Raw genomic sequence first — 25828 nt, forward strand, 5'->3', positions numbered from 1 at the left:
AACAGACATGACAGCCGCTTTCAACGATACGTCCGATGTGGTGCACTTCATTCATGGGGAGCGCGTACGAGGAGCAGGGGCACGCTCGCAGCCGATCTTCAATCCGGCGACGGGCGAAGCGGCCCGCAAGCTGGTCCTCGGCGACGCCGCCGACGTCGACATGGCCGTGCGCAGCGCCAAAGCGGCATTCCCGGCCTGGTCTGACATGCCGCCTATCCGGCGTGCGCGCGTGATGCACAATTTCCTGCATCTGATGAACCGCCATCGCGACGAACTCGCGGCGATCATTACCGCGGAGCACGGCAAAGTCTTCTCGGATGCGCAGGGCGAAGTCGCGCGCGGGATCGACATCATCGAGTTCGCTTGTGGAATTCCGCAGTTGCTCAAAGGTGATTACACGGAACAGGTTTCCACCGGGATCGATAACTGGACAACGCGCCAGGCACTGGGTGTCGTCGCGGGCATCACCCCGTTCAACTTTCCTTGTATGGTGCCGTGCTGGATGTTCCCCGTCGCCATCGCGGCGGGCAATACGTTCATCCTGAAGCCGAGCGAGCGTGACCCTTCGGCATCCCTGTTCATCGCTGATCTGTTCAGGCAGGCCGGGCTCCCCAGTGGCGTATTCAACGTCGTGCAAGGCGACAAGACGGTCGTCGATGCATTGCTCACGCACCCGGACGTCAAGGCCATCAGCTTCGTTGGTTCGACGCCAATCGCGAACTACATCTACGAAACGGGCGCGAAGCACGGCAAGCGCGTCCAGGCACTGGGCGGCGCGAAGAACCACATGGTCGTGATGCCGGACGCCGATATCGACAAGGCCATCGACGCGCTGGTGGGCGCCGCCTACGGATCGGCCGGCGAACGCTGCATGGCGATTTCGGTCGCGTTGCTGGTGGGCGACGTCGCTGATCGGATCATGCCGCGCCTCGCGGATCGCGCGCGCGAGTTGATCGTAAAGAACGGTATGGAGCAGGACGCCGAAATGGGTCCGATCGTCACGCGCGAGGCGCTCGAGCGGATCGAAGGCTATATCGCGGAGGGCGTCAGGGAAGGCGCGACGCTGGTCGTGGACGGACGCGGACTGAAAGTGCCGGGTCATGAAAAAGGCTTCTTCACCGGCGGCACGCTGTTCGACAACGTCACACCGGAGATGCGCATCTATAAAGAAGAGATCTTCGGACCGGTGCTCGCCTGTGTGCGCGTCAAGGACTTCACGCAAGCGGTCGAGCTGATCAATGCGCACGAGTTCGGCAATGGAGTCGCGTGCTTCACCAGTGATGGACATATCGCGCGCGAGTTCGGCCGCCGGATCGAAGTCGGGATGGTCGGCATCAACGTGCCGATTCCGGTGCCGATGGCATGGCATGGGTTTGGCGGCTGGAAACGCAGCCTGTTCGGCGACATGCACGCATATGGTGAAGAAGGCGTGCGCTTCTATACGCGGCAGAAGTCGATCATGCAGCGCTGGTCCGAGAGCATCGAAAAGGGCGCCGAGTTCGCGATGCCGACGGCCAAATGAGCCTCTGAAGCCTACAAATAACACCTACCTATTGTTTGGAGACAAAGCATGCGCAAACTCATTACTCTTAGCACGACGGCCTGCACGGCGGTCGCTCTCACGCTGCCGGCAATGGCGCAAGAAGTTGTCGTGATCGGACACTCCGCTCCGCTAACGGGGCCTCAAGCGGCAAACGGCAAGGACAATGAAAATGGCGCGCGCCTCGCTATCAATGAACTCAACAGGCAAGGGGTGGTGGTAGCTGGTAAGAAGGTCACGTTCAAGCTGGAATCGCAAGATGATCAGGCCGACCCCAAGACGGGCGTGCAGATAGCGCAGATCCTCGTTGACCGCAACGTCGTCGCGGTGCTGGGGCCGTACAACTCGGGCGTGGCGATTCCCGCATCTCGCGTGTACAACAACGCCGGGGTTCCGCTCCTGCCCGTCGCCTCGAACCCGTCGATCACAAAGCAGGGCTTCAAAAACATTTTCCGGATCGGCGCCAGTGATGCGCAGCTTGGCGGGACAATGGGAGACTTTGCGGCGAAGGAGTTGAAGGTCAAAACGGTTGCGATCATCGACGATCGTTCCGCGTATGGGCAGGGAATCGCAGAACAGTTCGAGGAATCGGCCAAGGCACACGGCCTGGAAATTGTCGACAAGCAATTCACCAACGGCCAGGCAACTGATTTCCTCGGCATCCTCACGGCGCTCAAAGCCAGGAACCCTGATGTGATTTTCTTCGGCGGCTATGCGTCTCAAGCTGCGCCCATGGTTAAACAGATGCGGCAGCGCGGTCTGAGAGCGAAGTTACTTGGAGGAGACGCCATCTGTACAGCCGACATGGGAAAGGTGGCAGGCGATGCGGCCTCGATTGTCTATTGTTCCCAAGGTGGGACCGCCCTGGACCAGACTGACGAAGGTAAGAAATTTATTGCGAAGTACAAGGACACTTATCATACTGATATGCAAGTTTATGCGGTCAACTACTACGATGGAGTCAAGATGTTGGCCGACGTCATGACGAAAGCCGGGACCACGACTGATAAAAGCAAACTGATCGCACAACTGGCGAACGAACAATACAAGGGCATAGCCGGCACGTATTCCTTTGATGCTGAGGGAAATCTGAAGGGCGCGCCAACAACGGTGTATGTCATTCGAAATGGCGTGCCCGTTCCTTATGTCAGGTAGGCGAAGTCTCACGGACTTCGTAAGTACGCCCGTCGAGGCATAAGCGTCAGAGGACGGGCTGCAGCAAAGTCCTCGCAGCCCGGTCCCGTCTTTGCGCAGTAATGCGGCCTTTCCGGCACTGGCGGCATGTTCCTCTCTGACACAACCCTGGCAGTTGTTCCCTGATGAGCAAAGTGGTGCAAGGCTCGCAACGGGAATGCTCAGTGGGGCTCGCAGCTTAGAGAATCCTGAGGTTGCGAATCTTTCCGATTGTCGGCGACCGCGTAATGATGAGGTTGGCAATGTAGTCGGGCAGTAACTCGCGCGGGAGGTCGGCAGGGACATCGGTCACGAGCTGCGACGGGACCTGAACGATGAACTGGTCCGGGTGCGAAGCAAGGCTGTGTTCGTAACTGACTCGCATGTCCATGTTTTTTCGTTCGGGCGACGTGTTAAGAAGTGTCTTGAGCGTACGCAGGCGCTGGAGGGGCAGGGCTCTGAAGGCAGTGTAACGTTGGTAAGCCCTTGAGAAGCCTGATTGACGGTCGCCGATCTGCCCCGTTGTGTGCGCTTCCGCGCATTGTTAGAAAACACGTCGCAACGATTAGGCGCGACCGGGGTACTTTGGGAAGAGCGCACCCCGCGGCTCAAACTTGCCGCGGGGAACGCGTCAGTTATCGACCCACCATGACAGCAGCAACTATCACTTCGAAGGGCGAGGTCACGATCCCCGTGGACGTGAGCCACCAGCTCGGTCTTGAGGCGGGAGACCGAATCGAATTGGCGAGACGGCGGCCGACGTGGAGGAAAAGCGCAGCGATAAACGCCTTTGCGACTGGATCGACAAGCAGGTAGGTGGCTTTCGTGAGCGGAGCGGCGACCAACAGTGCGGCTAGCCGCGCCAACTCAGCTACCGGACAGGTCACGCAACGAAGCCTCTGTCAGGCGCGAATGTCATGCGAAAGGATTGATGGGCTGAACCTTCTCGCGATTTTTGACGCGGTCGAGCATCTGACACGTGTCCCAGTCAGCGACCAGCGCTTCCAACCCGCGCACTACGTTCGACTCCATAGCCTGCAGACCGGCGTCTCCCTGAAAGTTTGAGCTGAAGGCAGAGTGAAACCGGTACTGGAAGTATCCAGAGACCTCCTGGATGCGCTGTGGTGTGTCCGAGTCGATGTACATTACCGACTCGGACGAGAACGGGTCGTAGTAAATCACGTTGGTATAGTCGGTCTTGACCGCGACGCGCGGTGTCTCGCTGACGAGGAGTGATCCGACTAACTGGATGGAACCCTTCATTCCTCTCGGAGTCTTGAAGACCCAGATACGCTTGGGCAATCGCTGTGTCAGCTCCAGAATTTTTGTATTGTTCGAGCCGAAATAGCCGAGCGGTCCTTCCTTCAGATTTTGCTCGAGTTTCTGCCAATAGTAAAAAATGTCCATTGAGTGTCTGTAAGTGGCGAGTTCATTGAAGTTTGTGCAGTAGCGCTATCTTACTAAACCAGCCTGGCGACTCGATCTCGAGACAGACGTTTCCAGTGCGGCGCGGGTCTTCCGGGGGGGCGTTGCCACCTGTCTTGAAGTCGATGTGTGCGCGCCGCTGCTGACGCGGCGGGCGTCGCGGCTGGACCACGATCGTGTCTGCCAGGCGACCGTCTTTCACAGCCGTCCAGAGCGGTATGAATTCGTCGTGACGAGTCGGGTCGAGGGAGAGCTCAGAAGTGAAACCGGCCGGACGCGATCAGAAATTGTCACTTGCGCCTACTGCCGAACAGACCGACGGTGGCAGCATCGAGCTGCCGGGCGGCGGCTTCCTGCATCAGCGAACTCACACTCCCGTTAGGGCTTACTCGACGCATGCCCAGACGCGCCACGGCCCGCTCACAGTCATGTGAATGACGGCGGACGTCGAAGAACCCTGAACGTAGTAGTTCAGCGGGTGAAAGCGGTCAGCAGCCATCCACGAATGAACGTCGAAGCCCTGGTAGTCCCGTCAAAGTCTCGCGGACGCGGCTCCTGAGCCTTTCCCCCCAGGAAAGGATGCTTGATCATCGATCGATTATCGCGCTCGCGAAAATCCCGCACCATAGCCGCCATGAAGTCGATGAAAGGAGACACGGTGATGAAGCGGCCTTTGGAGGGTGTTCGGGTACTCGAGATGGGGCAGCTCATTGCTGGCCCCTTCGCCGGGAAAATGCTGGCGGAGTTCGGCGCAGACGTCATCAAGATCGAGCCGCCGCAAGCGGGCGATCCGCTGCGCAAATGGCGCCTGCTCCATGAAGGGACCTCCGTCTGGTGGGCAGTGCAGTCCCGCAACAAGAAATCGGTGACGCTCGATCTGCGCTCCACCGAGGGCCAGGACGTCGCTCGCCGCCTGATCGCGCAAAGCGACGTGCTGATCGAAAACTTCCGCCCAGGCACACTCGAAAGCTGGAATCTCGGCTGGGAAGACCTGAAACAGATCAATCCCGGTCTCATCATGCTGCGCGTTTCCGGATACGGGCAGTCCGGGCCGTATCGCGACCGGCCGGGCTTCGGCGTCGTCGCCGAAGCAATGGGCGGATTGCGGCACCTGACCGGCGAACCGGGCCGCACGCCGGTGCGCGTGGGTATATCGCTCGGCGACTCGCTGTCCGCGTTGCACGGCGTCATCGGCATACTGCTCGCGCTTCGGCACCGCGAACAACAGGGCGGTCGGGGTCAGGTGGTCGACGTCGCGCTGTACGAATCCGTCTTCAACATGATGGAAAGCCTGCTTCCCGAATACTCCGTCTTCGGCACTGTCCGGCAACCGGCAGGCAGCAGTCTTCCCGGCATTGCGCCCACCAACGCCTACAAGTGTCGCGACGGCAAATACGCGCTGATTGCAGGCAATGGCGACAGCATTTTTCGCCGACTCATGGAATTGATTGACCGGCCTGATCTCGGCCTTGACCCGGCCCTCGCACAGAACGACGGCAGAGTGAAGGAAGTCGAGCGCATCGACGCCGCGATCGGCGAGTGGGCGGCCAGGCATTCGCTGGACGACGTGCTTGCCGCACTCAACGAAGCGAAGATTCCAGCCGGCCGCATCTACGACGTCGCTGACATCGCCGCCGACCCGCACTACAAGGCGCGCGAGATGCTGGTGGACGCCGAACTCGCCGATGGTACGCCGGTCCAGGTGCCAGGTGTCGTACCGAAGCTGAGCGAGACACCCGGCACCATTGCACATCCCGCCCCGGCACTCGGCGAGCACACCGACGACGTGCTCGACGCACTGGGCTTCGATGCAGACACCCGCGGCGCGTGGCGCTCTCGCGGCCTTATCTAGCAAGGAGTCGACGACATGTCGAAATCAGGAAAGAAGCTCTACATCCACGAAGTCGCCACGCGCGACGGCTTCCAGAACGAAGCACGATTCGTCGATACGGACGCAAAGATCGCACTGGTAAACCGTCTGAGCCAATGCGGTTTCGCGAAAATCGAAGTCACGTCTTTTACTTCGCCGAGAGCGATTCCGGCGCTGCGCGATGCCGAAGCCGTGATGCAGCAGATCACACGTGTACCGGGTGTGATCTATACGGTACTCGTGCCCAACGTGCGCGGTGCGCAACGCGCGCTCTCCTGCGGCATCGACGAGGTCAATCTCGTGATGTCGGTCAGCGAGAGCCATAACCGGACTAATCTGCGCATGACACGGGAACAGTCGTTCGCGCAGCTTCGCGACGTCGTTGCCGTCGTGCGCCAGACCGGTGTTGCGATCAATGTCTCGCTCTCCACAGCGATGGGTTGCCCGATGGAGGGCGATGTCCCCGTCGCTGAGGTGCTGGGCTGGATGCGTCGGTTCGCCGATCTGGATGTGCATGGCATCACGCTGTGCGATACCACGGGTATGGCCTTTCCATCGCAAGTCAGCAATCTCTGCCGCCAGGCAATCGACACCTTTCCCCAGCTCGAACTCACGCTGCACTTTCACAATACCCGCGGCATGGCGCTGGCCAATACGCTCGCCGCTCTCGATGCCGGGATTGACCGCTTCGATTCATCGCTCGGCGGGCTCGGCGGTTGTCCCTACGCGCCCGGTGCGACGGGAAACGTCTGTACCGAGGAGCTCCTGCACATGCTGTCGCTGGACGGGTACGACACCGGCGTCGATCTTGCCGCGACACTCGATGCAGCGGCCCTCCTGCCCGACCTCATTGGCCACGACGTCCCGAGCCAGTTGCTGAAGGCCGGTCGCCGCCTTGACCTCCACCCGATGCCCGCCGTCGCAGCCGACGGCATTCCAGAACAGCGCGCACCTATGCAACAAGGAGCATGAAATGGCGTTGATTGACCATCTTGATCACCTCGTTCTCACCTGTGTCGACCCCGAGGCAACAAAGGATTTCTATACGCGAGTGCTCCGGATGGATCTGGAGACGTTCGGTGCGGGCCGCCTGGCTTTCCGTTTCGGCAATCAGAAGATCAACCTGCATGTACGTGGTTCCGAGTTCGAGCCTAAGGCCCATGTGCCGGTACCGGGTGCACTGGACCTCTGTTTCATTGCCGCGGTTCCGCTCGATGATGTCGTCGCGCATCTGCAGCGGGTGGACTGGCCGATCGTTGATGGCCCCGTCGAGCGTACGGGCGCCACGCAGAAGATTCGGTCGGTCTACGTGCGAGACCCGGACCTTAACCTGATCGAGATTTCCGAGCTGCTGAAGTAGCGCCACAGCGACCGCTCTCGCACCGGGGCACCCAAGACCCCGGGCAGCTCAGTCATGGACATACACATCAAGCGTTGCATGGCTCCAGAGTAATCGCTAAAGCACCAACTCTGGCCAACAGGAGACACCATGGATATCAACAAGCTCGACCTGCGCGGCGACGCGGCCGCGGTTACGCCTATACCGCTGCCCGGCGATAGCGCCACGCAGCGTGCCATCCGTCAGAGCGCTCACGGCGCGACCCTCGGCAGCCTGATGGACGACATGCCGGCCGGTGCATTGCACAGGTTCGTTGTGTGGGTCGTCGGCATTGGCCTCTTCTTCGACATGTACGAGATCTTCCTCGTGAGTTCAATCGGATCCGCGCTGCAGCACGACTTTGGATTCAACAGGCAAAGTGCCGATTTCAAGCTGCTGCTGGCATCGGCCTTCATCGGCATGTTCTTCGGCTCGCTCTGCCTCGGCAGCCTCGCCGATCGCATCGGCCGCCGCAAGGCATTCGTATTCAATCTCGTCTGGTACAGCGCCTTTTCGCTGGTCGGCGCATTTTCCGTCAACGCAGACATGCTCGTGCTCTGCCGCTTTCTGACAGGCATCGGGGTAGGCGCGATCTACCCGGTTGCGGACAGCTACCTGTCCGAAATCCTGCCCAAGGAACGCAGAGGCCGGCTGGCCGCGTGGGCCTATACCGTGTCGTATGTCGCGGTCCCTCTTGTGGGTTTTCTTGCGGTATGGCTCAATCCACTTCACGTCGGCACCGTGGCGGGATGGCGCATCATCCTGGCCATTGGTGGACTCGGTGGTGTATTCATTCTCTTCGTCCAGCACAGACTGCCGGAAAGCCCCCGCTGGTTGCTGGCCCGCGGCCGCGTCGATGAAGCGTGCGCCGAGTTGCGCCGCTTTGCCCAGAGTGCAGGCATGAGCCTGCCCGCAGTCATCTCCGAAGGCGCTGCAAAGCCGCACGCGATGGGACTGCGCGAGCGTATCGCCGTCCTGCGTCAGGCGCCGTACGGCAGGCGGTACGTGATGCTGGGCATATTCCACCTGTTTCAGGCTTTCGGTTACTACGGCTTCGGAACGCTGGCGAGCACCGTGGTGAAAAGCCGGGGATTCGACGTCACCGACGGAACGCTGTTTATGGCTCTGTCGTTCCTCGGCTATCCCGTCGGGTCCCTGCTGTCGATCCCGTTGCTCAACTGGGTCGAGCGCCGCACGCTCGTCATCACCGCCATTCTGTCGATCGCCGTGTTCGGTTTCGGCTTTGCCTATTCCGACAACACGTTCCTGATTGTCGCCTTCGGTGTGCTCACGACCTGCGCATCAAACGTGTTCAGCAACGCGTATCACATCTACCAGGCAGAAATCTTCCCCGCACGTGTGCGCTCCACGGCGATCGGCAGCACGTATGCGTTGTCCCGTATCGTGAGCGGCTCGCTGCCGTTCATTCTGTTGCCGGTTTTGAACCAGCATGGCCCGGGTGCCATGTTTGGCGTCATCTCCGCCGCACTCCTGATCGTCGCCATCACGGTGCGCGCGCTTGGCCCGTTGACGACGCGGCGCAGCCAGGACGAAATCAACCCGGTGTGAAAGTCGCGCGAGGAAACGGCAACAACATCACGGGTCGTGGGCGGCATCCAACGATCGCTGTCCACGACGCTTGCGAAGCGTGACTAAACCGGCTTCGTTCCCGGTTCCGACTCGCCGGACAGGAAGTCGAACAGCCTGGCGACCTCCGCGGACATCACCGAATCGCTTGCGCCGATCCACAACGTTCTGTGTGCCCACGAATCCGCGAGTCTCACCATGTGCAGCGCGGTGGCGAGAAGCTCCGGCCTCACTGCCGCGCGCGGCAGGATGCCGATTCCGAGTCCGGCCTCGATCATCCGGCAAATGCCGTCAAAGCTCGACACCTGAATCCTGAGTTTGAGCGGTCGACCGGCTTCGAACGCGGCATCGGTCATCCTGGCCAGTAGCGAGCTGCCCGCATTCAGTCCGACGTAGTCCTCGTCGAGCGTCTGCCCGAAGCTGACAATCTCCTCGTGCGCCAGAGAATGAGATTGCGGAACAAGTAGGACCAGCTCATCCCTCCGGTATACACGCCGCTCGATGCCGTGCGCAGGCACATTGTCCGCGAATACGCCGAGATCGGCCTTTCCCGATTTCACCGCATCGACAATTTCCCCACTGAGACGTTCCTCGAGGCTGACCTTGATCGACCGGTTGGCGCTGAGGAACCGCGCGAGATCACCCGGCAGGAACTGAACGATGGACGACGTATTGGCCCACAACCTCACGTGTCCCCGCACGCCGGTGGCGAAATCGCTCATATCGCTGGCCATGCTGTTCACCTGGTCGAGTAGACGGGTTGCGTGCTCGAGCAAGCCGCGTCCTGCCGCCGTGAGTTCGACGCCACGCGGCCGGCGAATCAGAAGCGCACAGTCCGTCACGCTCTCGAGCTCGGCGATGCGCTTGCTGATTGCTGATAGCGTGAGCTGGCCACGGTCAGCCGCTCTCGTGAGGCTGCCATACTCGGCGACCAGCAGAAAAACTCTGAGCGATTGCAGATCGAAGTGCGTGGGGTTGACCATTGCGAAGATTCCAACGGAGGCGATTGGGCGAGGCGGAACCGGCCAAGTCTACACCGCCTGTGCTGTATGCCATGCTGGCGATTTTCCAAACCCTTTCCGGCCCGGCAAGCATCGTGGAGCAAGCAGCAACCTAAGCATGACTGGAGCCGTGCACAATGTTTTGAAACGCGGCTGCTGACTGGATTGCGACCTCTCAGTGTCCGCATGTCTAAGTTCAACAAGAGGTTCAGATATGCAACGCCCTACACGTCCGATGCGAGTGGTCTTCCTCGACCGAGCTACGATTTCGCCGCAGACGACCTTGAAGGAACTGCCATTTCCACACGAGCTTGAGCTCTTCGAACACACGACGGCGGAGCAGGTCTCATCTCGCATCCGACACGCCGACATTGTCATCTCCAACAAAGTGAAGCTTTCCGAGCGTGACATTTCAGGCGCGGAAAACCTCAAGATGATTGCAGTTGCCGCGACCGGAACCGACAACATCGACCTGAGGGCTTGTCACTCCCGCGGCGTGGTCGTGAGCAACATACGGAACTACGCGCTGCAGACCGTTCCGGAACATACATTCGCGCTTATCTTCGCTCTGCGGAGGAGCCTCGTCGCTTACCGGAACGCCGTTCGGGCCGGACGCTGGATCGAGTCGGGCCAGTTCTGCTTCTTCGATTTCCCGATCAGGGATCTGAAGGGAGCGACCCTCGGGATCATCGGTGACGGCGTTCTGGGCCGGGCTGTCGCCGACATCGGCAAGGCGCTCGGTATGCAGGTGCTCTTCTCCGCCTACAAGGGCCGAACGGATATGGGACCGTTATACACGCCATTCGACGAGCTTCTCGAGCAGTCCGACGTCATCACTCTGCACTGTCCGTTGACGCCAGCCACGCGGAACCTGATCGGCGAGGCCGAGTTCACACGAATAGGTGAAGGACGACGCAGACCGCTGATTGTGAATACCGCCCGCGGGGGCCTCGTCGACGAATCCGCACTTGTTGCCGCGCTGAAGTCTGGCAAGATCTCTGGCGCAGGGTTCGATGTCGTCACCGAGGAACCGCTGACGGCAGGGCATCCGTTCAATGAAGTGCTTGGTGATCCCGCGTTCATCCTGACACCTCACGTGGCCTGGGCAAGCGATGAAGCCATCCAGAGCCTGGCTGATCAGTTGATCGGCAATATGGTTGCGTTCGTCGAAGGCAGGCCGGTCAATGTCGTCACGGCGCAATAGCGCGTGGCCGGGTTGAACCCGAAATCGCCATGGTCCACGGTGGCACGATATACAAGCCAATTGCATGTGTCGATGCACCTTCAAGACGAGAAGGGATTGCGCCCGGTCGCAATATGAGGGGGAGATTGACTACGCATCCACAGGCGTAACTTCAGCTACGCGCGGATTCACTCCGAAATCAGCCGCCCATTCATCTATGGAGGCGGAGTACGTCGACATAACTCATTGATGGCGCCGAGGCGCTTCTCAACGTCATACTGGGCGCCTCGCTGCTCACCAGGCAGATCTCCGGATGGCCGGCGATCCTTCGGATTCAATCGGGGGGCAACGCAGTTCGTCAAACTACTTGCCCATTCTCCGTTCCATGAGGATCACACTATCGGCATCCTGACGCGAACAATGCGGGCGTTTTCGGCCACCGCACATGGAGAACCGAACTCTTGTCGCGTTCTATCAAGCAATGGATTCGGGTTCCGAGTCGATCCGTTCTAGATCTCCCCATGCTGCGTCCGCGGGCTTGGAGGTCGAGTCATCGGCCAGCGCCGACATTGGGCCGGGCTGAGTTCTACGTCAGCGATAAGGCGGCGGATTGCTGACGGTCGTGGCACCGACCAGCCGAACGACAGCTTCCTCGATCGGCGAACTCACACTCCCGTTAAGGCTTATTCGCCGCCTGCCCGCACGCGTCGCCGCGCGCTCACAGTGATCAGAATCAGGGCAGGCAGCGAACAACCCTTAACGGGAGCACCAGTTCAATGAAAGTTCTGCAGAACTGCCGTTGAAATCTTCAACGGCAGCTTCGGGCGACCTCTGTGAATGAGTGCAGTCGGCCATGAGCCGCCAATCAAGATCCGCTGCTTAGCGCCGCGCGGAAGTCCGCTTCACTTCTCAGACCGGTCGTCGGATCATAGACTTCTCGAGGTTCCAAGTGCCCGAGATCGGCTCGCCGCGCATGCGGGTCATTTCCCGCGAACGACGCCCATCAACGAGTCCATTCGCGGCAACAGTTCCGCCGGCGTCAGCCACGGATAGCTCAGCGTGTCCTGTAACGACCGAAGCCTGGCCGAGCCCGGATCGTCGATCGTATCCATGCGCTCGATGGCAATGTGCAACTCGACGATTCTGTCGGTCCCGTCGCCCATGCGCGCGATGCGCCACCGATATTCGCCTTTTCCACGCCGCAGCGCGCCGTTATCCTTCTGTCGCATGGCGACGAGCCACGGCATCGTGCAGACGCCATCCGCGTCCACTTCCGGCGCGGCACACATGTAATAGGTACGGCAACGATCGAACCGCTCGCCGAAGTCAGCGACGAGCGTTTTGGCGATCGCCGCGGCGCCGGTCACGCTGCGGGGAAAATCGATTGCATCGGTTGCGATTTCGAACGTCAGTTCGGCATCGGCGGCGAAGCAGTCAAAGATCAGATCGGGCCGGTTCTGATCCTTCGCGCGGATATAACATTCGAGCAGCGACCGGGCAGCAGAGGTCGAGATTGAAGGGTTCATGGCTTAAACCTCCTTTTTCAAGCTTTGCCGTATAATTATTTTTAAAAGGTAACTACATTAGCATCCAGGAGTTTGAGTACCATGCCGAAGCAGATCGACGAATCCGCTCTGACGATTACCAATCCAGCATGTCTCGTCGACGGGGCGGACACCGAATTCCGCCATCTGATCAACGGTCTTCTGCCGTTCGCGGCGCGGCTTCTGTCCGTGCGCGACGGCTTCGGGACGCTCATCGGCCTGACCGGCATACAGTATTCGCTGCTCGTCTCGGTCTCGCACCTTTCGCATAGCGAGGCGGTGACGGTGAACCGGCTCGCGGACCACCTGCATCTGAGCGGCGCTTTCGTCACGATCGAAACCGGCAAGCTCAAGAAGCTCGGCTTCATCGACAAACGCTCGGACCCCGACGACAAGCGCAAGATGCGCCTGACCGTGACATCGAACGGGCTGAAGCTGCTCCGCGAACTCGCCGCGACGCAGCAGCGCATCAACAACGTGCTGTTCGAAGGCGTGACTAAGACCGAGTTCAAGGCGCTGTGCTCGGTCGTCGACCGGCTCGTCGCCAACGGCGATCGCGCGACGCTCGATCTCGCGCATCTGATCGCGCGACAGGAAAAGTCGTGACCGCGCCGCGGCCCGCATGATCAGTGCTCGGCCCACTGGATCGCGCGCAGGTCGATCCCTTCCAGATGCATGTCCCACAGCGGGCTCAGCACGCGCAGCTTGATCACGGTTTCCTGCACCTGGCGAATCACCGCGTCGACTTCCGCCTCGGTCGTGAAGCGGCCGAGCGTGAAGCGAATCGAACTATGCGCAAGTTCATCGCTGCGGCCGAGCGCGCGCAACACGTATGACGGTTCCAGCGACGCCGACGTGCACGCCGATCCCGACGACACCGCGACGCCCTTGATCCCCATGATCAGCGATTCGCCTTCGACGAAAGCGAAGCTGACATTCAGATTGTGCGCGATGCGCTGCCTCAGGTCGCCGTTGACATAGACCTCGTCCAGTTCCATCAAACCCGCGAGCAGCCTGTCGCGCAGTGCGCCGACGCGCCTGCTTTCAACTTCCATCTCTTCGTTCGCAAGCCGAAACGCTTCACCCATGCCGACGATCTGATGCGTCGGCAGCGTGCCCGATCGCATGCCGCGTTCGTGACCGCCGCCGTGCATCTGCGCTTCGATGCGCACGCGCGGCTTGCGCCGCACATACAGCGCGCCGATGCCCTTCGGGCCGTAGACCTTGTGTGCGGTAACCGTCAGAAGATCGACGTTGAGCGCGCCGACATCGATGGCGATCTTGCCCGCCGCCTGCACAGCGTCGCAATGAAACACGATGCCTTTGTCGCGGCACATCGCGCCGATGTCGGCGATCGGCTGTATCACGCCGGTCTCGTTATTGACCATCATGACGGACACGAGCACCGTATCCGGGCGTAGCGCCGCGCGCACCATGGCGACTTCGAGCAATCCGTCGTGCCCGACGTCCAGATACGTGACGTCGAACCCTTGCCGCTCGAGCTCGCGGCACGTATCGAGCACCGCCTTGTGCTCTGTCTTCACCGTCACGATGTGACGGCCCCGCGTCTTGGAGAAGTTCGCCGCGCCCTTGATCGCGAGATTGTTCCCTTCGGTCGCGCCCGAAGTCCAGATGATTTCGCGCGGGTCCGCATGCAGCAGACCGGCGACATGGCGGCGCGCGGTTTCCACCGCTTCTTCCGCATCCCAGCCGTAACCGTGGCTGCGCGATGCCGGATTGCCGAAGCGCTCGTAAAGGTACGGAACCATTTTTTCGACCACGCGCGAATCGACCGGCGTCGTCGCGCTGTAGTCCATGTAGATGGGGCGTGAGGTCATTGATCGAGCTCCAGTGCAGCGTCTTCTCGAACGCGAGAAGCCTCGTAACAGAAGTGTGCGCGCAGTGTAGCCCAGCCGCCTGCCTGATCTGGCCAACACCCATTCGTCGAGTAGGGTTGTCTTTTATACAAAGCTTTTGTTACGAGGGTAAACGATAGCTTGAACGTTGGAATTTGTTGTCCTGTAATAAAGCTATGTAACAAAGCTAAATAACAAGGCTTTGTAGATTCTTGTGAAAGTGCCGCCGGAAGTGCGGCGCGAAGGAGAGCGAGATGAAAGACAGCATCGTACGGCCGAGCGCCGATCCGGAAGTGCAGCGTCAGTTCCGGGCTGCGTTGTCCATGTTTGCGACGGGTGTCGCGGTCATCACGGCGCCGAGGCGCGAAGGCACGCCGATCGGCATGACGGTCGCGTCGTTCAATTCGGTGTCGCTCGATCCGCCGCTGATTCTGTTCTCGGTGGACCGGCGCAGCCAAAGCCTCGCCGATCTGTGCGTGGCCGGCAGCTACGCGGTCAACGTGCTCGAAGAGTCGCAGCAGGACATGTCGAACCGGTTCGCAAAGGCCAACGGCGACAAATGGGGCTGGCGCGATGTCGCAAACCCCCGCGACGAGCCGGTGGTACTTCCCGACACGCTCGCGACCTTCGAATGCAAGCCCTATGCGCAATACGACGGCGGCGACCATGTGATCTTCGTCGGCCGCGTGACGCGTCACCAGACGCGCTCGCAAGGACGCCCGCTCATTTTTTTCGGCGGCCGCTATCACACGCTCGACGGCGTGCCCGCAGTGTCGGCCTGAAACGGCGGACGAACTCATTCCTGGAGAACATCATGATCAAGAACGGCACTCAACACATTGCATCACTGCGCGACGGACGTCAGGTCTTTCTCGACGGCAAGGCAGTCGGCGACGTCACCGTGCATCCCGCGTTCCGCAACTCGATTCGCAGCTATGCGAGCCTCTATGACTATCAGGCACGCCCGGAGAACGTCGAGAAGATGACGTTCGTTTCGCCGGATTCCGGCCATCGCGTGAGCCGCATCTGGGAACTGCCGACGTCGTACGAGCAACTGGTTGAGCGGCGCTCGGCTCTCGAAGCGTGGACGGAACTCCACTTCGGCTTTATGGGCCGCTCGCCGGATCACGTCGCGTCCTGCATCTCGGGCATGGTCATGGGCATCGATCTGTTCGAGCAGTACGACCCGGCCCGCGCCGGCGCGCTGCGCGACTACTACAGATACGCGCGCGACAACGATCTTTTTCTGACCTACGTGATCGTCAATCCGCAGGCGAATCAGTCGAAGTCGGCGCACGAGCAGGAAGACAAGTATCTCGCGGTGGGCATCGTCGATCAGGACGCGGAGGGCATCACGGTGCGCGGCGCGAAGATGCTCGCGACGAGCGGCATCATGGCCAACGAAGTCTTCTGCAGCTGCATTCAGCCGCTGCGTGAAGGCGACGAGATGTACGCGCTGTCGTTCGCGATTCCGATGAACGCGAAGGGCATGAAGGTGATGTCGCGCAAGTCGTACGAAGAGCACGCGCAGTCGGTGTTCGACAATCCGCTGTCGAGCCGGTACGACGAGAACGATGCCGTGCTGTATTTCGACGACGTCAAGGTGCCGTGGGAACGGATCTTCGTCGCCGGTGATGTGTCGATGTGCGCGAAGCAGTTTCATGCAACGCCCGCACACGTCTACCAGAACTATCAATGTCAGGTGCGGCTGATGACGAAGCTGCGGTTCCTCGTCGGGCTCGGTCTCAGGATTTCGGAAGTCAACGGCACCAACGCGTTCCCGCAGGTGCGCGAGATCCTGGGTCAGCTCGCATCGGAAGCATCGATGGTCGAAGCCTACGTGTACGGCATGGAAGCGAAGGGGAGCGTCGTCAACGGCTACTTCGTCCCCGATCGCAACATGCTGTACAGCTCGCAGGTGCTCACGCAGCAGCTCTATTCAAAAATCCTCACCACGCTGCGCGAACTCGCGGGAGGCGGAATGATCATGCTTCCGTCCAGCGCGCGCGACTTCGAGAACCCCGAGCTCGCACGCATCATCGAGAAGACACAGAAGTCGCCCGTCTGCAGCGCCGAGGAACGCGTGAAGTTCTTCAAGCTCGCGTGGGACGCGGTCGGCTCAGAGTTCGCATCGCGTCACAACCAGTACGAGCTGTTCTATGCGGGCGCGTCGTTTGTGACCAAGGGTCACGCGTATCGCAGCTACGACTGGCGCCGCGCGACCGGTCTCGTCGACAGCATGCTGTCCAGCTATTCGCTCGATGCGGAGCTGGCAAAGACGCGCCAGGCCGCCTGATACCGCTTCAACGCAATCCACGTCCCCCATAGGAGAAACACATGGCTATCAACAAACTTCACGATGAGTTTCACGGACTCGACATGGCCGACGGCTGGCAGTTACCGGAAGGCTATGCGCCCGGTTCCGGCGCACAGGAGCTGATCCTGTCCGGCGCGCTCGACACCGGCAATAAGCGCGGCAGCCGCACGCGCCTTCTGCGCCTGCCCGCCGGGATGCACACGACGAAGCCGTTCGTCCACGACTACTGGGAGGAAGTGTTTCTGGTCGAAGGCGATCTGACGGTCGGCAACGACGAGCAGGGACAAGGCGGCAAGCCCTTTGAAGGCTATACGTACGCGGTGCGTCCGCCCGGCGCGTGGCACGGCCCGTTCAAGTCGAACGGCGGCTGCGTGCTCCTCGAAGTGCATTACTACGATCCGGCCTGATCATGTTGCCCGCTCTCGACACATTGCGCGCCCAGCTTGCCGACGGCCGTCTCGAGGCCGAGACGCTCGTCGCCTCGTGCATCGAACGGATCGGCGATGCATCGGGCGAAGGCCGGCGGGTCTTTCCGCACGGCGTAAGCGCGGCGGCCGCGACGCAGGCGGCGGCGAGCGATGCGCTGCGCCGCTGCGGCGTCGCCGGTCCGCTGTCGGGCATTCCTGTTTCGGTCAAGGATCTCTTCGACGTGCAAGGCGAAGTCACGCGCGCCGGCGGCCACGTCCTTGCCGAGGAACCGGCGATGCACGATGCGGTGGCGATCGGCAGATTGCGAGCGGCGGGCGCAGTGTTCGTCGGCCGCACCAACATGACCGAGTTCGCGTACTCGGGCCCCGGCATCAATCCGCACTACGGCACGCCCGCGAATCCGTTCGACAGGAGCGCGGCGCGCATTCCGGGCGGCTCGTCGTCGGGCGCGGCGGTGTCGGTGACGGACAGCATGGCGGCCGCCGCGATCGGCTCGGATACCGGCGGCTCGTGCCGCATACCGGCCGCGCTGTGCGGACTCGCGGGATTCAAGCCGACGGCCGCGCGCATCCCGTTGCAAGGCACCGTGCCGCTGTCGTCGAGTTACGACTCGATCGGTTCGATCGCGCCGAGCGTCGCGTGCTGCGCCGCGCTCGACTCGATCATGGCAGGCGATACCGAAGCGGCAGCGATCGTGTCGCAGGCTCCGCATGGACTGCGCTTCGCCGCGCCCACCGGCATCGTGCTGGACGACATGGACTCGCACGTCGCGGCCGCGTTCGAGCGGGCGATCGAACGGCTGACTGCGGCGGGCGCAATCGTGCGCGAAGTGTCGTTCGAAAGCTGGCGACAGCTTGCCGCGCTCGGCCAGCATGGCGGACTGGTCGCTGCGGAGGCATGGGCGTGGCACGTCGGACTGATCAAGCGCCATGCCGACGCCTACGACCCGCGCGTGATAGCGCGCATCCGGCTCGGCAGCGGGCAAAGCACGGCCGAATACCTGCTCAATCGCGCGCTGCGCTCGCGCCTGTGCCGCGAGGCCGAAGATGAACTGCGTCCGTTTGACGCGATCGTTTGCCCGACGGTGCCGATCATCGCGCCGCGCATCGCCGACCTCGACGACGAGCCCGTCTACACGTCGACGAACCGGCTGCTGCTGCGCAATCCGTCGATCGCCAACATGCTCGACCTTTGTTCGGTGTCGATTCCCTGTCATGCGTCAGGGGATGCACCGGTCGGACTGATGTTGATGGGAAGGCACATGAGCGATCGTCAGTTGCTTGCAATCGGTGCCGGTGTCGAGGCCGTCGTGCGTCCGCATTGACCGGCTTTTTCCGAACTACATATCAAGGAGACTTTCATGTTCAGACAACCCGCGTGCAGTGCGGCGTCCGCCGCCATCGCTGTGGCGTGCGCATTCGCCTTCCAGGCGGCTCACGCCGCCGGCATCAGCGACGGCGTCGTGAAGATCGGCGTGCTCACCGACATGTCGTCGATTTTTTCGGACATCGGCGGCAAGGGCTCCGTCGTCGCGGCGCAGATGGCCGTCGACGATTTCGGCGGCAAGGTGCTCGGCGCGCCCATCAAGGTAATCAGCGCCGATCACCAGAACAAGACGGACGTCGCCGCGACGGTCGCGCGCGAATGGTTCGATAACGAGCATGTCGACATGGTGCAGGACCTGCTGCCGTCGTCGGTTGCGCTGGCGGTGTCGAACGTCGCGAAAGAGAAGCACCGCATCGCGATCGTGAGCGGTGCGGGCACGACGAAGCTCAGCAACGAGGCGTGCTCCCCCTACACGATCCAGTACACGTACGACACCTATGCGCTGACGACGAGCCTCGTGAAGGCGATGGCGCGCGCCGGCGACAAGTCGTGGTACTTCCTGACTGTCGACTATGCGCTCGGCGCGTCGCTGAAGGACGATGCGGCAGCGGCGTTGACCGCTTCCGGCGGCAAGGTGCTCGGGGAGTCGAAGCATCCGATGCAAGCCGCTGACCTGTCTTCGAACCTGTTGCAGGCCCAGGCGTCGCGTGCGCAGGTGATCGGTCTCGCCGACGCGGGCGCCGACACCATCAACGCGATCAAGACCGCGAGCGAGTTCGGCATCAACGCGCCGGGCAAGCAGAAGATCGCCGCGCTGCAGATGTTCATCAGCGATGTCAACAGCCTCGGCCTGAAGTACGCCCAGGGAATGATGCTGACGACACCGTTCTACTGGGACCGCGACGACGCGAGCCGGGCCTGGTCGCAGCGCTTCTTCGCAAAGACCGGCCGCATGCCGACGTTCATTCAGGCGGGCGTGTATTCGTCGACGCTGCATTACCTGAAGGCCGTGCAGGCAAGCGGCACCGACGCGCCCGATGCCGTGCTCGCGCAGATGCGGAAGACCCCGGTCAACGATTTCTTCGCGACCAACGGCGTGATCCGCGCCGACGGGCTGATGGTGCACGACATGTACATCGCCGAGGTGAAGAGCCCCGCGCAGTCGAAGAAGCCTTGGGACTACTACACGATCAAACAGACGATTCCCGCGCAGGAAGCCTATGCGCCGCTCAGCGCGAGCCATTGCGCGCTTGCCGCGGGCAAGGTCGTCGCAGCGAAATAGAGGAGCTTTGATGAAAACCATCACATTCAGGATCGAAGAGCGCGACGGTCAAACCGAGCGCGGCATTTCGATCGATACGCTCGTCATCGCGGGCTGGACCGGTCGCGACGTCGACGCGATGGAAAAACACATCCGCGAGCTCGAAGCACTGGGTATCAAACGGCCCGCTTATACGCCGGTCTTCTATCGTGTCGCGGCTGACCGGCTCGGCCCGCTTGCGTCGATGCAGGTGACGGGCGAGGAGAGCAGCGGCGAAGCGGAATTCGTGCTGGTGAAGGATCGCGGTGAAGTGTATGTCGGCGTGGCCTCGGATCATACGGACAGACAGGTCGAGGCGTACGGCATCACCGTGTCGAAGCAGATGTGCGACAAGCCGTGCTCGAACACGCTGTGGCGCTTGAGCGACGTGGCCGGTCATTGGGACGAGCTGCTGCTGCGCTCTTACGCGACGATCGACGGCGAGCGCGTGCTCTATCAGGAAGGCAGGGTCAGCGCGATGCGCTCGCCGCAAGACCTGCTCGGCCAGTTCGCGCAACGCGGCGGCGAGTTCGTCGACGGAACCGCGATGCTGTGCGGAACGCTCGCGGCCATCGGCGGAATCCGTGCGGCCCAGTGCTTCGAGACGGTGCTGGAGGACCCGGTGCTCGGACGCACGCTGCGGCACGCGTACCGGATCGAGACGCTGCCGGTGGCCGGATGACGCGCTCATTGCATAGCAACAGATCACGCATCGAATCTGGCAGGAGGAGCCGCGATGACGCATGCAGACATGATTCTGGAGACAAAGGGCTTGACGAGGCAATTCAACGGCTTCACGGCGGTCAACGGCATCGACCTGCGGGTTCGCCGCGGAACGATCCACGCGTTGATCGGGCCGAACGGCGCCGGCAAGACCACGTGTTTCAACCTGTTGACGAAGTTCCTCGCACCGACGTCGGGGCAAATCTTCTTCGATGGCCGTGAAATCACCCGCGCGGCGCCCGCGGCGATCGCGAGACAGGGCGTGGTGCGGTCGTTCCAGATCTCCGCGGTGTTTGCGCATCTGAGCCCCGTCGAGAACGTGAGTATCGCGTTGCAGCGGCCGCTCGGCGTGTCGTTCCGCTTCTGGAGGAGCAGCGCGATGCTGGGGCGTCTGCGCGGTCGCGCGCTCGAGTTGCTCGACGACGTCGGCATGAGCGCTTATGCGGATCTGAGGACCGGCGAGTTGTCGTATGGCCACAAGCGCGCGCTCGAGATCGCGACGACGCTCGCGATGGACCCGGTTCTGATGCTGCTCGACGAACCGACGCAGGGCATGGGTCACGAGGACGTGGATCGCGTCACGGCGCTGATCAAAAAGGTATCCGCGGGCCGGACGATCCTGATGGTCGAGCACAACATGAAGATGGTGTCGAGCATCGCGGACAGGATCACCGTGCTTCAGCGCGGAGAGATTCTCGCGGAAGGCGATTACGAGACCGTCTCCGCCAACCCGCAAGTGAAGGAAGCATACATGGGGACCGAAGATGGATCGCTCGAACATTGAACCGCTGCAGCGCGCCGTCGATGCCGCCGCCGCATCCGGCGACGCAGTGCATGTGACGGGCCTCGAAGCTTGGTACGGCGAATCGCACATCCTCCACGGCGTCGACCTGCGCGCGGCGCGCGGAGAGGTCGTCACGCTCCTTGGCCGCAACGGCGCGGGCCGCAGCACGACGTTGAAGGCAATCATGGGGCTGACGGATAGGCGGCGCGGCTCGATCGTCATCGACGGCCGCGAGACGGTCGGCATGCCGCCTCAGGGGGTGGCGCGGCTGGGCGTCGGCTACTGTCCGGAGGAACGCGGAATCTTCGCGGGCCTCTCGTGCGAAGAGAACCTCATGCTGCCGCCGCGTTTGCCACGCGCGAGGGGTACACCGATGTCGCTCGACGAAATCTACGAGATGTTTCCCAATCTCGCCGAGCGTCGCGCGAGCCAGGGCACGCGGCTGTCGGGCGGCGAGCAGCAGATGCTGGCGATCGCGCGGATTCTGCGTACCGGCGCGGACATTCTCCTGCTCGACGAAATCTCCGAGGGGCTCGCGCCGGTGATCGTGCAGACGCTCGCCCGCGTCATCAGGGTGCTGAAGTCGCGCGGCTTCACCGTGCTGCTCGTCGAACAGAACTTCCGCTTCGCGGCGCCGCTCGCCGATCGCTTCTACGTGATGGAGCACGGCCGGATCGTCGATACCTTCGAGGCGGCCAGGCTTCACGAAAAAGCGGCCGCGCTGCAGGCACTGCTCAACATCTGACCGGAGCGAAACATCATGGAAATCTTCGGTATGCCGCTGCAGGCGGTATCGGGCCAGCTCGTGCTCGGCCTGATGAATGGCTGCTTCTATGCGGTGCTGAGTCTCGGCCTGTCGCTGATCTTCGGGCTGCTGAACGTCATCAACTTCACGCACGGTGCGTTCTTCATGCTCGGAGCGCTGTTCGCGTGGATGGGCACGCATTACTTCGGCCTCGACTACTGGCTGATGCTAGCCGTCGCGCCGCTCGCTGTCGGTGCGCTCGGCGTGATGGTCGAGCGCTCGATGCTGCGGCGCCTGTACAAGCTGGACCCTCTGTACGGCTTGCTGCTCACGCTCGGCATCGCGCTGATCCTCGAAGGCGTGTCGCGTTCGGTGTACGGGGTCTCCGGGGTGTCGTACGCGGCGCCCGACAGCCTCGCGCGCGCCGTCGATCTCGGCTTCATGATGCTACCGGCGTATCGCGGATGGGTCGTGATCGCGTCGCTCGCGGTCTGCGTGGGCGCCTGGTGGGCGATCGAGCGCACGCAGCTCGGCGCGCTCTTGCGTGCCGCGACCGAGAACCCGCGACTGGTCGCCGCGTTCGGCGTCGAGGTGCCGCGCATGGTCTCGCTGACCTACGGCTTCGGCGTCGCGATCGCGGCGTTCGCCGGCGTGCTCGCCGCGCCGGTCGTGCAGGTGTCGCCGCTGATGGGGCAGAGCATGATCATCACCGTCTTCGCGATCGTCGTGATCGGCGGGATGGGCTCGATCGCCGGATCGGTGCTGACGAGCCTCGCGCTCGGCGTGCTCGAGAGTCTGGTGAAGCTGTTCTATCCGGAAGCGTCGGCGACGGTCGTATTCGCCGTCATGGTGCTGGTTCTGCTCGTGCGTCCCAGCGGGCTGTTCGGTCAATCGAAGTGAGGTGTCTCATGCATAACCGCTTTGCATTCGTCGTCGGATTGGCCGCGCTCGCTGCCGCGCCGTGGCTCGGCGCTTATCCGGTCTTTCTAATGAAGCTGATGTGCTTCGCGCTGTTCGCTGCATCGCTGAACCTGCTGCTCGGCTATGTCGGTCTGTTGTCGTTCGGGCATGCGGCGTTCTTCGGCGTCGCGGCCTACGTGGCGGGCGGCGCGTTACGCGATCACGGCTTGCCGCCTGAAGCCGCGTTGCTGCTCGGCGCGGGCGTCGGTGCGGCGCTCGGTTTCGTGATCGGCCTCTTCGCGATCCGCCGCAAGGGCATCTACTTCGCGATGGTTACGCTCGCGCTCGCCCAGATGATCTATTTCTTCTGCGTGCAGACGCCGCTCACGGGAGGCGAGGACGGCATGCAAGGCGTGCCGCGCGGGCGACTGTTCGGCGTGCTTTCGCTCGACAGCGACCTGACGCTCTACTACGTCGTGCTGGTGCTCACGGCTGCCGCGTTTGCCGTCCTCGCACGCATGATGGACTCGCCGTTCGGCCGGATCCTCGGAGCCTTGAAGGAGAACGAGGCGCGCACGGTTTCGCTCGGCTACGACGTCGATCGCTTCAAGCTGCTGGCATTCGTCATATCGGCCGCGTGCGCGGGGCTTGCGGGCGCGATGAAGACGCTCGTGCTCGGCTTCGCCACGCTCTCCGACGTGCACTGGACTATGTCGGGCACTGTGATCCTGATGACCTTGCTGGGCGGTCTCGGCACGCGCGCGGGGCCGGCGGTCGGCGCGGTGATCGTCGTCGGGCTGGAGACGAAGCTTGCCGCGTTTGGAACCTGGCTGGCCGAGGTAACGCGCATCGCGGGCTTTCGAGAGCTGGGTGATTCGGCCAGCATCGTGACCGGGGTGATGTTCGTCGCTTGCGTGCTGGTGTTCCGGCGCGGCATCGTCGGGGAAATCGGACGGTGGGTCGAGCGTCGCGGCAGTAAAGGGAGCAGATTGCCTGGACATCCGGTAACGCGTGATGGCGTACGACCCGTCGAAGCGCGATAGCGCTCCAAGCCAGCGTTGACTTTGCAGTCCTAAGCCGACGTTGCAATTTCCTTTTGGGAACGGCGGGAGTGGGGCGGCTCTGCCTGACCCGTGGCAATCGTCGTTTTCGCTCTTGCGGTCGTCACCGCGCTTCGTGCTCGGCGCTCTCATATATCGGTGGTTTGGGACCACCCCGGCCAAAGCACTGCTCGACCTGCAAATAGTGACGAGAGATTGCCGCATGCTTTCTGCAGCCCAGTACTGGGTGGCGCCGTCTCCACGATCAACGCTCTATTCGCCCGCGGGAAGGTGCGAGCTCTAGCCTCAATCAGGGCGTCGCGCAGGCTAGACGGCCGGTCGCGTCCGGCGCAACTCGCTGTCGGGACGTGACCGGCCAGAAAGGGACTTTCGTCCGATCCCGCGCAAGGACATTGAGACGGCCGCTCGTCGGCACAGAGCGGCCGTTCGACTACACAAACGAAGGCGAGCGGGGGCAGCCGGGTAGGCGAAGCTATGAATGGCTGGAAGCAAGAAAGTGTATTCGGGTGGGCACACCCGACTGACTGTACAAGCGGCTATCGACGCGAGCGAGGATGGAGGCGTCGCAAGCGAGAGTTCAACGCTACGCTTGCGGGCGCAGCTTAATTCCCGTCCAGTGACCATCGGCCTGCAATTCGACAATAAGGTCGGCGATGCACTGCCGCACGGCCAGTGTGGCTGATCCGACCGGCAGCGAGTTCGACCAGCACACGCTTGCCGGCCGCTGCAGTTGCGGCGACACAATGCGCAACGCCTTCGGCCGCAGGGTCGGATCGCGCGGCGCCAGCGCCGACGCTGGCAGGATCGTGCACGCATCGCCGGCGCGTGCGATATCGATGAGTGTCGGCAGCGAGTCGATATCGGCGACAATGTTTAGCTCGACATTGGCTTGCGAAAAGCTGCGCTCAATCAGCAAGCGCAATCCGTTCGATGCACTCGGCACAACCAGCGGCACATTCGCCAGCCGTGCCAATTCGCACGTTCCGCTCGCGACGTCGTTGCCGCTCTCGCGCGGCTCGGGCGGGGCAACATCGAATATCTCCGGGCACACCAAATGCCCGCCGATCACGTACATCTCCTCGTCGAATAACGGCATGACCGAGATGCCGCGCGTCTCGGAGTCGCGGAACAGCATCGCGAGATCGAGCCGCCCGTTAGCGAGCAATTCGCTGATGTAGCCGCTCATGCTTTCGAAGATCTGCAAGCGGATGCCGGGATATTGCTCACGCACCCGTTGGAACAGCGGCACAGCGAGGATTGCGGCAATCGTTGTCGGAAAACCCACCGCGACTGGCCCTGCCTCACTGCCGCCGCCGTCGCGAACCTCTTCGCGAATCTGCTCCATCTGCCGCAACACGGCGCGCGCATGGCGATACAGCGTCTTGCCGGCCTCGGTTGGCGCCACTCCCTGCGCGCTGCGAACCAGCAATTGCGTCTGCAATTCCTCTTCGAGGGTGCGGATCTGGAGACTGAGCGACGGCTGTGCGATCAGCAGCCGTTCGGCCGCTTTCGACAGGCTGCCGATATCGACGATGACGATGAAGTTGCGCAGTTGCCGGATATCCATGACCAAAACAATACAGGAGAAGGCCATAGCGTACCGCTATATGGCGTCAGGATAAACACTAATTTTCGGCTAAATTCTGGGCTGACGATCCCGCTTCCAGTGTCAAGCCATAGATCACG

General features: G+C 62.0%; 24 protein-coding genes. 18 read left to right on the plus strand and 6 right to left on the minus strand.

Annotated elements, in window-relative coordinates:
- The first annotated feature begins 7 nt into the window (after nucleotides 1–7).
- A complete protein-coding gene (locus L0U84_RS38020) occupies nucleotides 8–1522 on the plus strand; it encodes a CoA-acylating methylmalonate-semialdehyde dehydrogenase (protein WP_233858350.1) in 1515 nt (504 codons plus the stop codon).
- Between the two features lie 48 nt (nucleotides 1523–1570).
- Nucleotides 1571–2695, plus strand: coding sequence for a branched-chain amino acid ABC transporter substrate-binding protein (locus tag L0U84_RS38025; RefSeq protein WP_233858353.1), 1125 nt, complete (start codon nucleotides 1571–1573; stop codon nucleotides 2693–2695).
- Between the two features lie 217 nt (nucleotides 2696–2912).
- Here L0U84_RS38025 and L0U84_RS38030 read toward each other — a convergent pair whose 3' ends face one another.
- Complete coding sequence (locus L0U84_RS38030; RefSeq protein ID WP_233858355.1) at nucleotides 2913–3104, minus strand: hypothetical protein; 192 nt, start codon at nucleotides 3102–3104, stop codon at nucleotides 2913–2915.
- 524 nt (nucleotides 3105–3628) lie between these two features.
- The gene (locus L0U84_RS38040; protein WP_233858357.1) at nucleotides 3629–4120 is read right to left on the minus strand and encodes a hypothetical protein; all 492 of its coding nucleotides are present in this window, start codon (nucleotides 4118–4120) and stop codon (nucleotides 3629–3631) included.
- A gap of 679 nt (nucleotides 4121–4799) precedes the next feature.
- Here L0U84_RS38040 and L0U84_RS38045 point away from each other — a divergent pair.
- The 4 genes from L0U84_RS38045 (at nucleotide 4800) to L0U84_RS38060 (ending at nucleotide 8955) form a co-directional block, all read left to right on the plus strand.
- Complete coding sequence (locus tag L0U84_RS38045) at nucleotides 4800–5990, plus strand: CaiB/BaiF CoA transferase family protein (RefSeq protein ID WP_233859827.1); 1191 nt, start codon at nucleotides 4800–4802, stop codon at nucleotides 5988–5990.
- Nucleotides 5991–6005: 15 nt separating this feature from the next.
- Complete coding sequence (locus L0U84_RS38050) at nucleotides 6006–6980, plus strand: hydroxymethylglutaryl-CoA lyase (RefSeq protein ID WP_233858359.1); 975 nt, start codon at nucleotides 6006–6008, stop codon at nucleotides 6978–6980.
- 1 nt (nucleotide 6981) lies between these two features.
- Nucleotides 6982–7368 carry a VOC family protein gene (locus L0U84_RS38055; RefSeq protein WP_233858361.1) on the plus strand — a complete coding sequence of 129 codons (387 nt, stop codon included), beginning with the start codon at nucleotides 6982–6984 and terminating at the stop codon, nucleotides 7366–7368.
- A gap of 129 nt (nucleotides 7369–7497) precedes the next feature.
- Nucleotides 7498–8955, plus strand: coding sequence for an MFS transporter (locus tag L0U84_RS38060; protein WP_233858363.1), 1458 nt, complete (start codon nucleotides 7498–7500; stop codon nucleotides 8953–8955).
- A gap of 83 nt (nucleotides 8956–9038) precedes the next feature.
- On the opposite strand, the gene L0U84_RS38065 is transcribed toward L0U84_RS38060, so the two are convergent.
- The gene (locus L0U84_RS38065) at nucleotides 9039–9956 is read right to left on the minus strand and encodes a LysR family transcriptional regulator (RefSeq protein WP_233858364.1); all 918 of its coding nucleotides are present in this window, start codon (nucleotides 9954–9956) and stop codon (nucleotides 9039–9041) included.
- Nucleotides 9957–10209: 253 nt separating this feature from the next.
- Here L0U84_RS38065 and L0U84_RS38070 point away from each other — a divergent pair, with 253 nt between their 5' ends.
- The gene (locus tag L0U84_RS38070) at nucleotides 10210–11178 is read left to right on the plus strand and encodes a D-2-hydroxyacid dehydrogenase (RefSeq protein ID WP_233859829.1); all 969 of its coding nucleotides are present in this window, start codon (nucleotides 10210–10212) and stop codon (nucleotides 11176–11178) included.
- A gap of 959 nt (nucleotides 11179–12137) precedes the next feature.
- Here the strand turns inward: L0U84_RS38070 and L0U84_RS38075 are convergent.
- A complete protein-coding gene (locus L0U84_RS38075; protein ID WP_233858366.1) occupies nucleotides 12138–12683 on the minus strand; it encodes a nuclear transport factor 2 family protein in 546 nt (181 codons plus the stop codon).
- An 81-nt stretch (nucleotides 12684–12764) separates the two neighbouring features.
- Here L0U84_RS38075 and L0U84_RS38080 point away from each other — a divergent pair, with 81 nt between their 5' ends.
- Complete coding sequence (locus L0U84_RS38080; RefSeq protein WP_233858369.1) at nucleotides 12765–13307, plus strand: MarR family winged helix-turn-helix transcriptional regulator; 543 nt, start codon at nucleotides 12765–12767, stop codon at nucleotides 13305–13307.
- 20 nt (nucleotides 13308–13327) lie between these two features.
- On the opposite strand, the gene L0U84_RS38085 is transcribed toward L0U84_RS38080, so the two are convergent.
- Nucleotides 13328–14539, minus strand: coding sequence for an IscS subfamily cysteine desulfurase (locus L0U84_RS38085; protein WP_233858371.1), 1212 nt, complete (start codon nucleotides 14537–14539; stop codon nucleotides 13328–13330).
- Between the two features lie 272 nt (nucleotides 14540–14811).
- On the opposite strand from L0U84_RS38085, the gene L0U84_RS38090 reads away from it, so the two are divergent.
- The 10 genes from L0U84_RS38090 to L0U84_RS38135 are packed head-to-tail and all read left to right on the plus strand — an operon-like array spanning nucleotide 14812 to nucleotide 24124.
- Nucleotides 14812–15339 carry a flavin reductase family protein gene (locus tag L0U84_RS38090; protein WP_233858380.1) on the plus strand — a complete coding sequence of 176 codons (528 nt, stop codon included), beginning with the start codon at nucleotides 14812–14814 and terminating at the stop codon, nucleotides 15337–15339.
- 32 nt (nucleotides 15340–15371) lie between these two features.
- Nucleotides 15372–16853 carry a 4-hydroxyphenylacetate 3-hydroxylase family protein gene (locus L0U84_RS38095; protein WP_233858389.1) on the plus strand — a complete coding sequence of 494 codons (1482 nt, stop codon included), beginning with the start codon at nucleotides 15372–15374 and terminating at the stop codon, nucleotides 16851–16853.
- Nucleotides 16854–16894: 41 nt separating this feature from the next.
- Nucleotides 16895–17281: a cupin gene (locus L0U84_RS38100; RefSeq protein ID WP_233858390.1), complete on the plus strand. Its 387-nt coding sequence runs from the start codon at nucleotides 16895–16897 to the stop codon at nucleotides 17279–17281.
- A 2-nt stretch (nucleotides 17282–17283) separates the two neighbouring features.
- The gene (locus L0U84_RS38105) at nucleotides 17284–18627 is read left to right on the plus strand and encodes an amidase (protein ID WP_233858391.1); all 1344 of its coding nucleotides are present in this window, start codon (nucleotides 17284–17286) and stop codon (nucleotides 18625–18627) included.
- Between the two features lie 36 nt (nucleotides 18628–18663).
- Nucleotides 18664–19911, plus strand: coding sequence for an ABC transporter substrate-binding protein (locus L0U84_RS38110; RefSeq protein ID WP_233858392.1), 1248 nt, complete (start codon nucleotides 18664–18666; stop codon nucleotides 19909–19911).
- A 10-nt stretch (nucleotides 19912–19921) separates the two neighbouring features.
- A complete protein-coding gene (locus L0U84_RS38115) occupies nucleotides 19922–20611 on the plus strand; it encodes a DUF2848 domain-containing protein (RefSeq protein ID WP_233858394.1) in 690 nt (229 codons plus the stop codon).
- 54 nt (nucleotides 20612–20665) lie between these two features.
- On the plus strand, nucleotides 20666–21436 hold the full coding sequence (locus tag L0U84_RS38120; RefSeq protein ID WP_233858396.1) for an ABC transporter ATP-binding protein: 771 nt from the start codon (nucleotides 20666–20668) through the stop codon (nucleotides 21434–21436).
- Nucleotides 21417–22181, plus strand: a complete 765-nt coding sequence (locus tag L0U84_RS38125) for an ABC transporter ATP-binding protein (RefSeq protein ID WP_233858398.1) — start codon at nucleotides 21417–21419, stop codon at nucleotides 22179–22181. The genes L0U84_RS38120 and L0U84_RS38125 overlap by 20 nt, the downstream gene beginning before the upstream one ends.
- Nucleotides 22182–22196: 15 nt before the next feature.
- Nucleotides 22197–23081, plus strand: coding sequence for a branched-chain amino acid ABC transporter permease (locus tag L0U84_RS38130; protein ID WP_233858400.1), 885 nt, complete (start codon nucleotides 22197–22199; stop codon nucleotides 23079–23081).
- An 8-nt stretch (nucleotides 23082–23089) separates the two neighbouring features.
- Nucleotides 23090–24124, plus strand: a complete 1035-nt coding sequence (locus L0U84_RS38135; protein WP_233858402.1) for a branched-chain amino acid ABC transporter permease — start codon at nucleotides 23090–23092, stop codon at nucleotides 24122–24124.
- A gap of 601 nt (nucleotides 24125–24725) precedes the next feature.
- Here the strand turns inward: L0U84_RS38135 and L0U84_RS38140 are convergent.
- Nucleotides 24726–25709 carry a LysR substrate-binding domain-containing protein gene (locus L0U84_RS38140; RefSeq protein ID WP_233858404.1) on the minus strand — a complete coding sequence of 328 codons (984 nt, stop codon included), beginning with the start codon at nucleotides 25707–25709 and terminating at the stop codon, nucleotides 24726–24728.
- Between the last annotated feature and the right edge of the window lie 119 nt (nucleotides 25710–25828).

Source organism: Paraburkholderia sp. HD33-4 (assembly GCF_021390635.1).
Classification (GTDB): Bacteria; Pseudomonadota; Gammaproteobacteria; order Burkholderiales; family Burkholderiaceae; genus Paraburkholderia.